At 34.8% G+C, this 15,385-nt stretch carries 16 protein-coding genes; 9 read left to right on the top strand and 7 right to left on the bottom strand.

All coding sequences use genetic code 11. The features are described 5' to 3' along the window. Positions 1-17: 17 nt before the first annotated feature. Both BT156_RS09825 and BT156_RS09820 read right to left on the bottom strand, forming a co-directional pair. On the bottom strand, positions 18-959 hold the full coding sequence (locus BT156_RS09825; RefSeq protein ID WP_072409631.1) for a LysR family transcriptional regulator: 942 nt from the start codon (positions 957-959) through the stop codon (positions 18-20). Between the two features lie 150 nt (positions 960-1,109). Continuing rightward, entirely contained in the window at positions 1,110-1,850 is a 741-nt protein-coding gene (locus BT156_RS09820; protein ID WP_072409629.1) for a metallophosphoesterase family protein, read from the bottom strand. Positions 1,851-2,127: 277 nt separating this feature from the next. Between BT156_RS09820 and BT156_RS09815 the strand changes: the two genes are divergently transcribed. The 4 genes from BT156_RS09815 (at position 2,128) to BT156_RS09800 (ending at position 5,171) form a co-directional block, all read left to right on the top strand. Next, the gene (locus tag BT156_RS09815) at positions 2,128-2,742 is read left to right on the top strand and encodes an NAD(P)H-dependent oxidoreductase (RefSeq protein WP_072409627.1); all 615 of its coding nucleotides are present in this window, start codon (positions 2,128-2,130) and stop codon (positions 2,740-2,742) included. Further along, positions 2,742-3,029, top strand: coding sequence for a putative quinol monooxygenase (locus BT156_RS09810; protein ID WP_072409625.1), 288 nt, complete (start codon positions 2,742-2,744; stop codon positions 3,027-3,029). The genes BT156_RS09815 and BT156_RS09810 overlap by 1 nt, the downstream gene beginning before the upstream one ends. 184 nt (positions 3,030-3,213) lie before the next feature. After that, positions 3,214-3,963: a type 1 glutamine amidotransferase domain-containing protein gene (locus tag BT156_RS09805; protein ID WP_228430070.1), complete on the top strand. Its 750-nt coding sequence runs from the start codon at positions 3,214-3,216 to the stop codon at positions 3,961-3,963. Positions 3,964-4,187: 224 nt separating this feature from the next. Continuing rightward, positions 4,188-5,171 carry an aldo/keto reductase gene (locus BT156_RS09800; RefSeq protein WP_072409623.1) on the top strand — a complete coding sequence of 328 codons (984 nt, stop codon included), beginning with the start codon at positions 4,188-4,190 and terminating at the stop codon, positions 5,169-5,171. A 255-nt stretch (positions 5,172-5,426) separates the two neighbouring features. Here BT156_RS09800 and BT156_RS09795 read toward each other — a convergent pair whose 3' ends face one another. The 3 genes from BT156_RS09795 to BT156_RS09785 all read right to left on the bottom strand — a co-directional run bounded on the left by BT156_RS09795 (position 5,427) and on the right by BT156_RS09785 (position 6,960). Next, positions 5,427-5,870: a carboxymuconolactone decarboxylase family protein gene (locus tag BT156_RS09795; RefSeq protein WP_072409621.1), complete on the bottom strand. Its 444-nt coding sequence runs from the start codon at positions 5,868-5,870 to the stop codon at positions 5,427-5,429. A 19-nt stretch (positions 5,871-5,889) separates the two neighbouring features. Continuing rightward, the gene (locus BT156_RS09790) at positions 5,890-6,324 is read right to left on the bottom strand and encodes a DoxX family membrane protein (protein ID WP_072409619.1); all 435 of its coding nucleotides are present in this window, start codon (positions 6,322-6,324) and stop codon (positions 5,890-5,892) included. Positions 6,325-6,387: 63 nt separating this feature from the next. After that, the gene (locus BT156_RS09785) at positions 6,388-6,960 is read right to left on the bottom strand and encodes a Crp/Fnr family transcriptional regulator (protein WP_072409617.1); all 573 of its coding nucleotides are present in this window, start codon (positions 6,958-6,960) and stop codon (positions 6,388-6,390) included. Between the two features lie 66 nt (positions 6,961-7,026). Here BT156_RS09785 and BT156_RS09780 point away from each other — a divergent pair, with 66 nt between their 5' ends. From BT156_RS09780 to BT156_RS09765, 4 genes are all read left to right on the top strand, one after another. Beyond that, positions 7,027-7,416: a DUF1304 domain-containing protein gene (locus BT156_RS09780; RefSeq protein WP_072409616.1), complete on the top strand. Its 390-nt coding sequence runs from the start codon at positions 7,027-7,029 to the stop codon at positions 7,414-7,416. Between the two features lie 530 nt (positions 7,417-7,946). After that, positions 7,947-9,197, top strand: coding sequence for a quaternary amine ABC transporter ATP-binding protein (locus BT156_RS09775; protein ID WP_072409614.1), 1,251 nt, complete (start codon positions 7,947-7,949; stop codon positions 9,195-9,197). A 1-nt stretch (position 9,198) separates the two neighbouring features. After that, the gene (locus BT156_RS09770; protein WP_072409612.1) at positions 9,199-10,026 is read left to right on the top strand and encodes an ABC transporter permease; all 828 of its coding nucleotides are present in this window, start codon (positions 9,199-9,201) and stop codon (positions 10,024-10,026) included. A 1-nt stretch (position 10,027) separates the two neighbouring features. Continuing rightward, positions 10,028-10,882: a glycine betaine ABC transporter substrate-binding protein gene (locus tag BT156_RS09765; RefSeq protein ID WP_072409610.1), complete on the top strand. Its 855-nt coding sequence runs from the start codon at positions 10,028-10,030 to the stop codon at positions 10,880-10,882. A gap of 289 nt (positions 10,883-11,171) precedes the next feature. On the opposite strand, the gene BT156_RS09760 is transcribed toward BT156_RS09765, so the two are convergent. Together BT156_RS09760 and BT156_RS09755 are read right to left on the bottom strand one after the other, a co-directional pair. Next, entirely contained in the window at positions 11,172-11,639 is a 468-nt protein-coding gene (locus BT156_RS09760) for a thioredoxin family protein (protein WP_072409608.1), read from the bottom strand. A 224-nt stretch (positions 11,640-11,863) separates the two neighbouring features. Next, positions 11,864-13,933 (bottom strand): TonB-dependent receptor plug domain-containing protein, encoded by a 2,070-nt coding sequence (locus tag BT156_RS09755; RefSeq protein WP_083582331.1) that lies wholly within the window; start codon positions 13,931-13,933, stop codon positions 11,864-11,866. Between the two features lie 122 nt (positions 13,934-14,055). Between BT156_RS09755 and BT156_RS09750 the strand changes: the two genes are divergently transcribed. Further along, the gene (locus BT156_RS09750) at positions 14,056-15,210 is read left to right on the top strand and encodes a homogentisate 1,2-dioxygenase (protein ID WP_072409606.1); all 1,155 of its coding nucleotides are present in this window, start codon (positions 14,056-14,058) and stop codon (positions 15,208-15,210) included. Positions 15,211-15,385 lie beyond the last annotated feature (175 nt).

Raw genomic sequence — 15,385 nt, 5'->3', positions numbered from 1 at the left:
ATTGCTACTTCAGAAGACTATTCCAAAATCATGGAAATTTGGGAATCTGCCGTAAAAATATCTTTACTCATTACTTGTCTGAACAATCCTTTGATATGTTCAATTTCTAATTGATAACTGGTATTTTTCCTACAACCAAAATACAGCGTATTTTCCAGCTTTTTCTCTCCTTCCCAAATCAGTTTTACTTCCCCGTTGTCTATTTCTTTTTTACATAAAAAATCGGGAACTACCGCCAATCCCGTTCCTCCTTTTAAACAACGAATGATTGAATTTAAATTAGGAACGATATAATTTGCTCTGAAATCTGGTTTATGTCCAAAATTTAAAGTCCAGAATTGGAAAAGATGCTCCATATCTCCGGTTGTTCCGTACCATTTTTCCTGTTTCAGCCAATTTTCAATTTGCTCTTTATCTTTGGTTTTCAGTACTTTTTTGAAAGCTTCTGTGTCTACATCTTTTCCTCCAACCAAAATAATCTGTTCGGACGAAAAAGCTTCATGCAGAATGTTAGGAGAAACTCCTTTTTTAGGCGTAATAATCAGGTCTAAAATCCCTTTATCCAACTGATCCAGCATTTCGGGATATTCTCCAAAGCTGATAATTAAGTTAAAAGGCAACGTAGAAACATACTGCTCCAAAGTAGTCTGAAAAGTTTCAAAACACATGCCTACGCTTATCGTCGGAGTTGTTTTTTCGGTAGATTTTTGGAAATTTTTCTCTACATCTTCAAGTTTTGTCAATGGTTCGGAAACTGCATTAAATAGTACTTTTCCTCTTTCCGTGGGATGCATTTTCCGTCCCGTTCTGTCGAATAATTTATACCCAACATAAGCTTCCAAAGAGCTTAAATGTAAACTCACTCCTGGCTGTGATATAAATAAAGCTTCTGCCGCTCCCGTTAATGTTCCGGTTTTGTAGATTGCTTTAAACGTTCTGTACCATTCTAAATTTACCATAATTCTAACTTTTGTCAATAGTGAATTGTCAATTTGTTTCTCTTGTGAATTTATACAGTCTAAAAATTGACTTTTCACTGCAAAGCAGATTCACAATTAACAACTAATACAACTCAATCATCACTTCTGTGATACAAAGTTACAAAATAATCAGAATACTGATAGTTTTTCATTTCTTAAAAATGAAGCATAATAATTGGGGATTTCGCTTTCTTCAATTTTTTTGGCAACATCTTCAAGCGGATATTCCAACTGAATAATTTCAGGAGTAATACTTTCTTCATCCAATGTTAAAATCACATAAGACGCCAATTGGTTTTCTTCTTTTGATCGACCAACGGAGCCTGCATTAACCGCCCATTTACCATCAAAATATTTTTTAAAAGATAAATGCGTATGTCCCATAATGACGACATCTGACTGAGAATCATATAATAAATCCGTAAAAACCTCATCATTCTCAGATCCATACAAATACGTATCATTGCTTTCTAAAGTTGAATGCACCAACTGAATATTCCAATGTTTTCTTCCAATTTTATAGCTTAATTTTAAATGAAAAGGTAATTCCGACAAATATTTTTTATTTTCTTTTGTGATATGTTCTTTAGAATGATCAATAGCTAAAAACCTTGCGGCAGTTTCTTCTTGAGAATGCTTAAGCAAAGGAACTACCGGAATATCAAAAGCAATTCTTTCATCATGATTTCCCATCAAACAAGGAATATTCAAGTTCCTGATCTTTTCAATCACTTCATTTCCCCACGGTGCAAAATCAACCAGATCTCCTAGACAGAATTTCTGATGAATTCCTCTTTCTTCAATATCATTTAACACGACTCCCAGTGCGGGAAGATTTCCATGTACATCGCTAAAAATTGCTATCTGCATTCTATTTTATTCAAATTATTCAAACAAAATTACGTGAGAAGTTTTAGAATCAGATTTAAAATCAATATGATATTTAAACATAAAACGTGAATTGTAAATTTTGCTTCGCAAGTGAATTATGAATTATAGGCCTGAGAATTGACTATTCACTCCCGAAGCAAAATTCACAATTCACATAATCATCATAATTCTGATACTTTACTATAATTTATACTATTTTTATTATACAAAATCCCAAACTAACTTTGCAGAGTAAAATTTAAACAATCATACAACAATGAAAAAAGTATTAATCATCAACGGTGGACAAAACTTCGGACATTCAGGAGGAAAATATAATAAAACGATTGCAGACAGCACACTGGAAGTTCTACAAAAATTTGAAAATGTAGAGGTAAAAGTCACAACAGTTGACGAAGGTTACAATAAAGACGAGGAAGTTCAGAAATTCGTTTGGGCAGATGTCATTATCTATCATACCCCAATCTGGTGGTTCCAATTACCAAATGGTTTGAAAAAATATATCGACGAAGTTTTCACGGCAGGTCATGCTAAAGGAATTTATATGAGTGACGGTAGAACTTCAGACAATCCACAGATCAATTACGGAACCGGAGGAATGTTGGGTGGCAGAAAATACATGGTAACCACAAGCTGGAATGCACCGGAAACTGCTTTTACGCTTCCGGGAGAATTTTTCAATGAAACAAGTGTAGATAATGGGCCATTATTTGGATTCCATAGAATGAACGCCTTTGTTTCTCTTGAAAAAATGGAAAGTTTTCACTTCCACGATGTCGAAAAAAATGCAAATATCGAACGTGACATGAAAGTTTACAAAGAACATCTTACCAACATTTTTGAACAAGAATTAAAACCACAATTAGCCTAATGAAAATTTATCTCACTGCAATTATTAAAGCAAAAGAAGAACACAGAACAGAAGTGTTGGAAGTTCTTCAAAATATGGTCGCAGAAACCAGAAAAGAAAAAGCCAACGAATTGTATACATTACATCAAGGAATTGAAGATAAAAACCAATTCATTTTCTATGAGATTTGGAAAGATCAGGAGGGCTTAACTCAACATAATCAACAAGCGTATATTCAGGCTTTTGGAGCTTTGGTTGATGAAAAATTACAAGAAGAACCTCAGATTTATTTAACTAATATTATTTAAAATTTAATAAAAAACGAGATTTTTTTAACCGCAAAAGCGACAAAAGAAATGATTGAAAAAAGAATTACAAGAGCAGACAAAATGTAGCGTTTCAATTTTGCACACTTTTGAAAGTCTTATAACGTATTGAAATCTTTTGATTCTTTTGTGGTTAAAAAATAACCCAATACAATTCATCTAAATCATGAAAAAATTAGCGTTTTTAGTTCTTGCCATTTTAACGATAGGATTTGTTCAGGCTCAAACCAAGAAATCAAAAAATATGAAAAAGAAAATTTTATTTGTCGTTACCAGTCATGACAAAAAAGGCGATACAGGCGAAAATACAGGATATTATCTTGGTGAAGTTTCGCATCCTTGGGAAGTTTTACACAAAGCAGGTTACGAAATCGATTTTGTAAGTCCAAAAGGCGGAACTCCTCCCGTTGACGGATTTGATCTAAAAGATCCCGTAAACAAAGAGTTTTGGGAAAGCAAAGACAAAAGTAAAATTGATCATTCTTTAACGCCAACACAAGTAAATCCTGCTGATTATTCAACCATATTTTATGCAGGAGGTCATGGCGCGATGTGGGATTTTGCAGACAATACAGAATTAGCCAACATTGCTTCAAAAATTTACGAAAACGGAGGAATTGTAGCCGCAGTTTGCCACGGTCCGTCAGGTTTGGTGAATATTAAATTGAACGATGGCAGATATTTAGTTGACGGTAAAAAAATCAATGCTTTTACCAATGAAGAAGAAGCTGAAGTGAAATTAACCAACGTTGTTCCTTTCCTTTTAGAAGATAAATTAAAAGAAAGAGGCGCAATATTTGAAAAATCAGGTCTTTGGCAAAATCATGTGGTGACAGATCAGAGAGTAATCACAGGACAAAACCCTCAATCTGCAAAAAGTGTTGGCGAAGCTATTTTAAAGGAATTAAATAAGTAATTATTAAATATTTTAACCACAAAAGTCACAAAAGACTTTTACACTTAAGTTATTTTAAGCTAAAATTATTTTGTTGAAAAGAACACTTAAGTTTATGAAAATATTAGATTTTCGGCTTATGTGATCTTACTGTTTTCAATACATTAAACTTTAAAACTAAAGTGTTTCAATAAAACTTTTGTGCCTTTTGTGGTTAAATCAAATTAGAAATCAAGACAAAAAAAATGGAATATAGAAAATTAGGAAACACAGATCTCGAATTGTCCGTCATCACACATGGAGCATTCGCAATCGGTGGAAATATGTGGGGCGGAAATGAGAAAAAAGACTCTATAAATTCAATTCACGCCTCTTTGGATCATGGTGTAACGTCCATTGATACCGCACCTTTCTACGGATTTGGACTGAGTGAAGAAATGATCGGAGAAGCCATTAAAGGAAAAGACCGTTCAAAGATTCAGTTATTGACCAAATTCGGATTGGTTTGGGACGGAAGCAACAATGGAAAAGGAGAATTCTTCTTTGATGCGAATGATGACGGAAAAACGCTTCCTGTGTACAAATTAGCTTCAAAAGAGAATATTATTAAGGAGGTTGAAGAAAGTCTGAAAAGACTGGGAACAGATTACATCGATCTTCTACAGCTTCACTGGCCGGACAGTACAACGTGTATCTGTGAAACCATGGAAGCTATGGAATTATTGATCCAACAAGGAAAAATTCTTTCAGCCGGAGTAAGTAATTATAGTATTGAACAGATGCAGGAAGCCAACAGAACGCTGAATTTAGCCAGCAATCAGGTTTCTTACAGCATGCTGAACCGAGCGATTGAAAAAGATTTGGTTCCATATTCTTTGGAAAATAATTCAGGAATTATTGTGTACAGCCCGATGGAAAGAGGCCTTTTAACAGGAAAATACTTCAAAGAAGATAAATTAAAAGAAAACGACCACAGAAATGGATATTTTTCTCAGTTTGATCTTAATAAAGTAAAAAATTTCTTAGAAAAAATTGAACCGATCGCTCAGGAAAAAGGTGCTACCCTTTCACAATTAGTATTACGTTGGACGACTTTACAACCCGCAATCACAGTCGTTTTGGCAGGAGCCAGAAATGCTCAACAGGCTATTGAAAATGCAAAAGCAATGTCTTTCGATCTTTCTCATGAAGAATTGAGTTTTATCAATGCTGAATTGGATAAACTTTAATACATACAGTCATTCCAAGGAGCGAAGCAAGTTTATGCTGAGCCTGTCGAAATAAAGCAATCTCTATATTTTTTAATAAAACTCATGCTTTAAACCATTTAGATCCTTTCACGATGACAAAGTGTGTGGTTAACTTATATGTTAATGTACTGAAGATTGCTTCGTCGCTTCGCTCCTCGCAATGACTTCATCATAAGGAAAAAGCGCTTCTCAACATTGGGAAGCGCTTTTTGGTGAATACCAATTATTGAAAATTTATTTTCCAATTGGCATGTGGGTACTTATTGCAATTCTGTTCCAGCCGTTGATGGTAACAATCGCCATGATGATCTGTGCGATTTGTTTTTCGTCAAACAATTGGTTTGCTTTGTAATACGTTTCTTCCGTTAACCCTTTCTGGCTGATCAAAGTGATTTCTTCTGTCATTGCCAACAAAACCTGCTCTTCTTCTGTGTAAAGCTCCAATGCTTCTCTCCAGGCATTTAGAAGATAGATCCTTTGTGGAGTTTCACCATATTTGATGGCATCTTTGGTGTGCATATCCAAGCAGAAAGCACATCCGTTGATTTGTGAAGCTCTGATTTTAATTAATTCTTTCTGAATATGGTTTAAAGAAATCGTCTGAAGATATCCTTCTAATCCCATCATTGCTTTGTAAGCTGCTGATTCTGCTGTCGCGATGTTTACTCTTGCGCTCATGTTATGTATATGTATTTGATTAATTTTTCTTGATTAATTCGTCGATACTTAATGAAAACTGATGTTGACTTGCCAATAAAAACGCACCCGCACTTCCTACCCAGACAGAATAATCCAAAGGAGCTTTAATTCCTAAAGCCATCGTCATTGATAAAGCGAAAATGAGTAGTAAAAAACCTGTACCGTATGCTGCAATCTTAGTTTTAAATCCAATAAGTAATAAGAAAGGAAATAGAATTTCTAAAAAAGTAGCGAAATATGCCGAAAATACACTTAAACTTGCAGGAAGAAAAAAAGTCAGTTGTTGAGTATATTTTTCAAAATTCTCCCAGTTTCCCCAAGCTGAGTTTTTACCCCAAAATCCGAATCGGTCTGCCACTGCGGAAAGCATTGTTACTGAGATTGCTAACCTTAAAAATAGTTGTGAAAATTGAAAGTCTTTTTTGCCTGTCATTGTCGTTGTTTTTATGAACAGGACAAAGTTGCGACTTCTAGATTGTAAAAATCTTAAACTGGTTTAAGAACGTAATTTGGCTCTGATTTCACTTAAATATTCAGGAGTGAAACCTAGAAAAGAAGCAATCAGATACTGCGGAATTCTCTGTATAAACCAAGGATACAGCGTACTGAAATGCACATAATATTCTTCCTTCGTCATCTCATAAATATAGCGGATTCTTTTCTCGGCAGCCGCATAAGCAGTTTGGTAAACCATTCTGAAATACCTTTCCATAATAGGATGTTTTTCAAACAAAAGTTCTTGAGATTGGAAATCGATAGCTAAAATGCTGGAATTTTCCACAGACTGAATATTAAAACTGGTTTTCATTTGTTTTTCAAAAGCGAAAGTATCGGACATCCACCAGTTTTCTATGGCAAATTCTGTAGTTTGTTCCACTCCTTTTTCATTGACAAAAAACTTTCTCAGGCATCCTTCCAACACAAAATACTTACATTTACAAACATCTCCTTCAAGCATTAGATTTTCTTTCTTTTTCACTTTTAAAATTTGAAAAAAAGAAAAAATAGAAGCAAATTCCTCGTCATTGATCGTAATGAATTTATCTAAATGTGCTTTGAAAGTTTCCATTGTAAAATTTAGTACTCAAACTTAACTTTATTTTTTTAGTTTTACAATTCCAAAAAACATTAAATCATGGACATCGTTGCAAAAATTTTGATCGCCTTAGTCGCAATAGAACACATCTACATTCTTTGGATGGAAATGTTTGCGTGGGAAACAAAAGGAAAGGAAGTTTTCAAAGCTGCTTTACCCGCAGAAATGTTCAAACCGACTAAAGGGTTGGCCGCTAATCAGGGGCTTTACAATGGTTTTCTGGCTGCAGGATTAATCTGGTCTTTCTTTATTGAGGATCCGAAATGGCAAACCAATGTTTCTTTATTTTTCCTAAGTTGCGTGGCTATTGCCGGAATTTATGGAGCTATTTCAGCAACAAAGAAAATATTTTTCGTTCAGGCTTTACCTGCTATTTTGGGAATTATTGCCGTTGTTTTGAGTAATTTCTTTCATCTTTTACAGAGATAATTTTTTGTTTTAAAACTTAAATTCTTCATCTAAATCATTTTTTTAGCTAAATTTTTACAGCTAAATTTTCATGAATTTTTCATTCCATCATCAGGCTTAAAACCAGCTTTTTAGGCCTTAAAAAATCCATTTAATATAAAATTCGTAAATTTGCACTGTCATAAGAAATTGATGTTCAGCTTTTTTATGCTGGCCTGCATTTTGATGAAATGTAGAAATCCAAGTTGTTCAGTACACATATCTGTAATTACTTCATTAGTAATTTAACTGTAGAATCTATTTAAAAAGATTAACTCTTTTTTACATGATTCACTCTTTTTCTAGAGTATAATCTATTTGAAATATTTAAAATATAAACATAAGGCCACAGGTTTTTATGCTTTTATTTTTTTGTATAAAGTTTTTATCATTAAAAGCTCATACAGATTATTTTGTACTATCGTCATTAACAGAACAGTTCAGATTAAACGTATAATCTTTAACTGATGTAGAATATCTTATGTATTAATATTAATTGAAAAATTCTGAATATGGAAAAAATTGAAAACGGTAGAAAAGTAAAACTTAAAGTTGAAGATCTGACTATTATTTTTGGCAAAAACAAAGAAAAAGCACAGGAACTTTTAGACAAAGGTTTTTCCAAAAAGGAAATTCTCGAAAAAACGGGTTGCACCGTAGGGATTAACAAAGCAAGTTTTGAAATCTACGAAGGTGAATTCTTTGTGATCATGGGGTTATCAGGAAGCGGAAAATCTACTTTGCTGCGTTGCCTTAACCGGCTGAATGAGCCTACTTCAGGAAAAGTATATATCAATGATGATAATATTACCGATAAAAATAACAAAGAACTTCTTGAAGTAAGAAGAACAGAGATGAGCATGGTATTCCAAAAATTTGGACTGCTACCCCATCATAATATTCTAGATAATGCAGGTTTCGGACTGGAAATCAGAGGAGAAAGTAAAGCTTCCCGCGATGAAAAAGCTCAAAAAGCATTAGACATCGTAGGTTTAAATGGTTTTGAAAATCAGTTTCCTTCTCAACTTTCAGGAGGTATGCAACAGCGAGTAGGATTAGCCAGAGCTTTAGCTAACGATCCTGAAGTTTTGCTTATGGATGAAGCTTTCTCCGCCCTCGATCCTTTGATCAAGTCTGAAATGCAGGATCAGATGCTTGAATTGCAAGATACATTGCAAAAAACCATTGTCTTCATTACCCATGACTTAGACGAGGCCATTAAAATCGGAGACCGTATCGTCATTATGAAAGACGGTGTAATCGAACAAATTGGAACTGCCGAAGATATTTTAACCAACCCGGCCAGCGACTACGTAAAAGCTTTTGTGGAAAAAGTAGACCGTAAAACAATTATCACCGCCAAATCTTTGATGTTCGACAAAGCCACCGTTGTACGTTTCAGAAAAGACGGTCCTGAAGGTGCCCTGAGAAAAATGAGAGCAACAGGTTTGGAAAACTTACCCGTTGTAGATTTTCAAAATAAATTTCTTGGTTTTGTAACCCTTAATGATGTTGTCAGAATCGCAAAGAAGAAAGAAACAACGGTAGAATCAATTATCAATAGTAATGTTCCGTCTGTTTATGCGGAAGCAACTGTTGAAGAAATGTTGCCGTTAATCTCCGGAAGTAAATCGGCCATCGCTGTGGTAGAGGAGAACAATAAATTTTTAGGTCTTGTTACCCAATTATCTCTTATCATAGAAGCTACCAAGTTTAACGAAGAAGAAATCATTGAATTAAAAGAAATCGCAAACAACCAATAAAATGAATAAAACTATAGATATCGGTCAATATGTAGAAACTGCAATCAATTGGCTCACAGAAAACGGGAAACCAGTATTCGATGTCATAAAACATGTAGGAAACTCCTCCATCATGGGAATTGAATGGGCTTTGGTAAACACTCCTTTTTATATAATCATTCTCCTTTTTACACTATTAGCTTGGTGGAAAGCCGGAAAAGGCATCGCCATCATGACCGTAGCCGGACTTACTTTAATATTTTTAATGGGATTATGGAGAGAAACGATGGAAACTCTGGCTCTTATTTTTGTAGCAACCATAACCGCGTTGGTCATTTCCGTTCCTTTGGGAATTTGGGCGGCTAAAAGCAAATTGGCGGCAAAAATCATTCGTCCGTTACTGGATTTGATGCAAACAATGCCTGCATTTGTCTACTTAATTCCTGCTGTATTATTCTTCAGTATCGGTAAAGTGCCGGGAGCTTTTGCAACGATTATTTTTGCGATGCCACCGGCGGTACGATTAACCACACTAGGAATTGAGGCAGTACCGAAAGATATTGTAGAAGCAGCACGAGCTTTTGGAGCTACCAACCGTCAGATTTTATTTAAGGTAGAACTTCCTTTAGCCATGAAAACGATTTTGGCAGGGATCAACCAAACAATACTTTTATCATTATCCATGGTTGTTATCGCCGGAATGATTGCCGCAGGCGGTTTGGGTGAAAAAGTATTGGAAGGAATTAATAATCTGGATATCGGATTAGGATTTGAAAGTGGATTATCCGTTGTGATTTTAGCCATTATTCTGGACAGAATTACCCAAGGATTTGTAAAGAAAAAACAATAAGATGAAAAAATTAAAATATCTATTTTTTGTGATTTTAATTGCCCTATTCGGTGTATTAAATTCATGTGAAAATATAAAAAACTCTAAATATATAACCATCGGAATGGTAGACGGCTGGGCAGAAGACGTTGCTATGACATATGTTGCCAAAGCCATTCTGGATGAGCAGGGATATCACGTAATTGTTCAGAAAGCTTCAACAGATATGATTTTGGCTTCGATGAATAACGAAGATACAGACCTTTTCATGGGCGTATGGCTACCCTACACCCACGCTACAAAAGTTGCCAAATTCCCGGGATTAATTAATCTTGGAACCAATTATGACAGCGGACGAATAGGTTTGGTGGTTCCTGAATATGTTCCGATTAATTCGATAGAAGAATTAAATCAGCATCAGGAGCAATTTAATCACAGAATTATTGGAATTGAAAAGGGAGCAGGATTAACATCCGGAACAGATAAAGCAATTATTGATTATCAACTCAATTACAAACAAATCAATTCCTCTACCATTGCCATGATCACCGAACTTCAGAATGCCATCAAACGTAAAGAATGGATTGTTGTAGCAGGATGGCAACCCCACTGGATGTTTGGAAAAATGAAACTTAAGTTTCTTGAAGATCCTAAAAATACATTTGGGAAAGCAGAGCAAATTAAAACCTACAGCCGAAAAGGCTTTGTTAAAGATCATATCGAATTGGCAAAATTCTTTTCTAAATTACATTTTGATGATGAAAATATGGCTGATCTTTTAACTAAAATGGAAGACAGTAAAGACAAAGAAGCCACCGCTAAAAAATGGGTGGAAGACCATTCTGAGCTTGTGAAATTATGGTTGGATAAAAAATAATGTTAATAATTCTCTTGCAGATTTTTTTAGAGTTTTTAAAAATTAACTTTAAGCATAATCATCCGCTAAATCAATAAGAAATATAAGTTGGGCAACGCAAAGGCGCAAAGAATTAAATGATATACTGTTTTAAGGCACAAGAAAATCAAAGATTTTCACCAAGCGTTATGTTGTATTAATCTGTAATAATTTGCGTTCCTAAATTTTATCGCAGATAAAATCCTTGCGCCTTAAAACATCATGCTGAGAAAAAATTGCGACTTTGCGTTAACCAACAAAACAAGCAGAACTACAAATTAGAAATCTCCAATAATTTCTGCTTCATCATTTCAGGTTTAAATTCTCCTTCATGATAATACACCAAGTTTTGGTTTGAATCCAAAATAATCCACAACGGATAAACAGGCTGTTTTTTATTTTTAGATAAAGCCAGCGCCAATTCATGGATCCCTGAATTTCCATTAGGCAGATAATTGAATTCTTTTCCCTGAAAATGTATTTTATCTTTAGTTTTTTCCGCTTCAAAATTGATAAAGTAAAAATTGTCGTTGATCATTTTAACCACATCTCTGCTTTTATTTAATTGAAAAGATTCGATCTTACACACCGCGCACCAATCCGTATAAAGGTGAATAATCGTAGGTTTTGGAGTTTCCTTTTGCAGAATTTCCAGGTCAGAAAAAGTGCCTGTCTTTATCTGTGAGAGACAAAGACAAGGCACAAACATTAAAAATAAAAATATTATGAAATTTTTCATTATTTTGTTTTTAAATCTTTTTTACTTCAAAAATGTTTTTTTAAACGCAAAGTTTTAATTTTCTCTATTTAATAAAAGTGAGCAAAGATGAATCAACAAGTTGATTTGATGAAGCTATTATTCTAGCTTCGCGAAGCAAATTTATTTGCCTTTGCTTTCTAAAGAAAATATTCTAATTATAAATCTTTGCGTCAAAAAATCTTTTTTATAATGTCAGCCAATCTTTATTTCAAAGCATATTTTACACCCAGAAACCCTCTGATTCTCTGCATCGGAGCATATCCGTAAGTAGTATCAAAAGTATAATGATTGGGATTATTGATCGGATCATCAACATGCTTATCAAACGGGTCAAACGGCCTCATCAATGGATCTTTCGGAGTAAAATTGAAGAGATTTTTCACTCCGCAATACACTTCAAATCCTGATTTGAAACTTCTGGAAACCTGAATATTCGCTAATGAATAAAACGGAGAATATTCCGGTCGGAAATCATTCGGCAAAACAGGTAATCTCATCGGTCCATAAAACTGTCCTGTAAAATCGATCGTCAGATTACTCGGAAATTTATAGGTCAGACTATACGTTCCGCTCCATTTTGGGGCATGAAGCTGTTGAACTTTTTCATCGTTTCCATCAAATTTTTGATAAACATCAAGGTAAGTCACTCCAAAATTAACACTCAAAGGAAAACTGAAACTGAAATCCACATTCAACGAAGCACCTCTTGAAATGCCATATCCATGAAGATTATCGTAAATAATTTTCTGAGGATCCGTATCAAAATCTCCTACAATTTTATTACTGAAATAGGTATAAAACGCAGAGGCATCCAAATTAATTAACTTGTCTCCAGCAGGAATTTTCCAGACATAATTTAAATTCCCATTAATTGATCTTTCAGGTTTTAAATTGTCTTTAATCACCACTTCACGGGAACCCGTTAAAGCTGCATGGTCTTCTGTAAACAAATTCACCACTCGGAAACCTGTCCCAAAATTGAATCGCAACGTATGATAAGGATTTGGAGAAAATTTCCATGCAAACCTCGGTGAATGAACAGAATGATGGATTTTATCATAATCATATCGATAACCCAGCAACAACGTATTTTTATCATTGATCTCCCACTGATCCTGAATAAACGCTCCCAAAATCGGTGACTTCATAGGCTCATTCGTCACTCCATCTCCCGATAAAGTTCCGGGTGTGTTGTCATCATAAAAAGTTCTTTTGTAAGTAACTCCCGCAATCAAATCATGACTTCCCAATTTTTTATCCCAATACGTCTGAACGAAAGCTACTTTTTGTGTCGCATCAAACGGATTACTTCCATAAAAAGAATTCTGGTCATGAAAATTATACGAAAACTGAGTAATAATATTTTCTTTCATCGGCCATTGATACATCCCAAAAGCCTCTACTCTATTGGTATAAATACTTTCACCATACACTTCACTGCTTCCTCGGTAAGATTTATTCCACTGCATTTCTCCTCCGAAACGGTCTTCATACAAATACCTCAGCGCAAAACTAGCCATCCTGTTTTCCTTCCTTTGGAAATTCCATTTATTGAAAACGGAAATTCTGTTTTGTAAAGCAGAATCCGTGAAATTATCTTTATTCTGATCTATTTTTTCATTAAAACTGAAATAATTTAAACTTAATAATAAAGCAACATTTTTTCCAAAATTAAATTTTGTTGAAAGATCCAGGTTATTTTCGCCCCAACTTGTTGTCATAAGATCGACACTCAATTTCGGAGCCGTCAAAGCATTTTTAGTAATAATATTAATGACTCCGCCCATCGCTTCCGAACCGTAAAGAGATGACGCAGGACCTTTTACAACCTCAACCCTTTCAATCAAACTATTAGGAATTCCGCTTAGGCCGTAAACTGTAGAAAGTGAACTTACGATCGGCATTCCGTCAATTAAGATCATCGTGTAAGGTCCTTCCAAACCGTTGATGTGAATATCTCCCGTATTACAAACCGAACAATTCAATTGAGGTTTTACGCCGTTTACCATGGCAATAGCCTCGAAAATATTCGGAGTCGGATTTTTCTGAAAAAACTTCTGACTGTAAATTTCCACAGCAACCGGACTTTTCGATCTGCTGATCGGTTTTATGGTTCCGGTGATCACAACATCATCGATTAGTTTTGTCCTCTCTTCCCGTTGTGGGATTTTCACAGAATCAACCTTTTTTGACTGATTTATATTCAAACTATCCGTTTCCTGTGAAAAACAATATCCTGAAAAAAAGATGGCAGAAAATAATATTCGCTTCATGAAATTAAAATTGTTAGACAAAACTAACATTTATTTTTAGAACGGCAAAACTCTATGAAAAATATTCTTAAAAACAATTCATGAAAAATTATTAAATTTGAGAAACTACATATAAAAGTAAAATGCGATATAACCAGTCGGGAAAAATCCCACCAAAAAGACATACTATTTTTAAGTCTCCGGAAGATAAATTTTACTACGAGCAGCTTTTCGGAACGGAAGGTTTTCATGGAATTTCCTCTTTGCTGTACCATATTCACCGTCCGACTCAGATAAAATCTATTGGCGAGCCAAAAGATGTGACTCCGAAAATCGCCGTTGACAAAAACGTGACGCCAAGAATGTTCAAGGGAATGAATGTAACTCCTGAAGACGACTTTTTGGACAGCCGCAAGATCCTTTTGGTGAATAACGACCTGAAAATGGGATTGGCAAAACCAAGAAAGTCGATGGATTATTTCTACAAAAATGCTGAGTGTGACGAACTTTTATATGCTCACAACGGAAGCGGGGTTTTGAAAACTTTTGTGGGAAATCTGGATTTTTCTGTTGGTGATTATCTGATTATTCCGAGAGGAACCATTTATCAGGTTGAGTTAAACTCCGACGACACCGTTTTCTTTGTTGTGGAAAGCCACTCTCCGATTTACACTCCAAAAAGATACAGAAACGAATTCGGACAGCTTTTAGAACATTCTCCATTCTGCGAAAGAGATATCATCGCACCAACTTTCGTTGAACCAAAAGACGAAAAAGGGGAATTTTTAATTAAAGTAAAAAAAGAAAATCAAATCACCGATTTCATCTATGCAACACATCCATTCGATGTTGTAGGTTGGGACGGTTATTTTTATCCTTATAAATTTAATATTAAAAACTTCGAACCGATTACAGGGAGAATTCACCAGCCGCCACCGGTTCACCAGACTTTTGAGGCACATAATTTTGTGGTTTGTTCGTTCTGTGCAAGAATGTATGATTACCATCCACAGGCAATTCCTGCGCCTTACAATCACTCAAATATCGACTCTGATGAGGTTTTATTTTATACGGAAGGTGATTTCATGAGCCGTAATCATATTGATTTAATGGATTTCACGCTTCACCCGGGAGGCATCGTTCATGGCCCTCACCCGGGAGCTATGGAAAGAAGTATCGGCAAAAAATTTACTGAAGAATATGCGGTGATGGTTGATCCTTTCCGTCCTTTAAAAATTACGGAAGAAGCCATGAAAGTGGAAGATCCTTCATACAAAACTTCTTGGCTGGAAGAATAAAATCAGACGAACAATTTTCAAATTCTAAAGCTAACACGTTTCAAAAACCTGTTAATCTTTAAATATAAAATAAGAACTAAGTGCGCATTTAGTTCTTATTTTTTTTCTAGAATATGACAAATGTTTGAAAAAAACACAACCGTTTTTAAAGCAAATAAATACAATATTAATTATC

The sequence above is a fragment of the Chryseobacterium limigenitum genome (genome assembly GCF_900114875.1).
GTDB classification, from domain to species: Bacteria; Bacteroidota; Bacteroidia; order Flavobacteriales; family Weeksellaceae; genus Chryseobacterium; species Chryseobacterium limigenitum.
The sequence above is the reverse complement of the archived record's forward strand: the minus strand, read 5'-3'. Positions and strand labels throughout refer to the sequence as shown.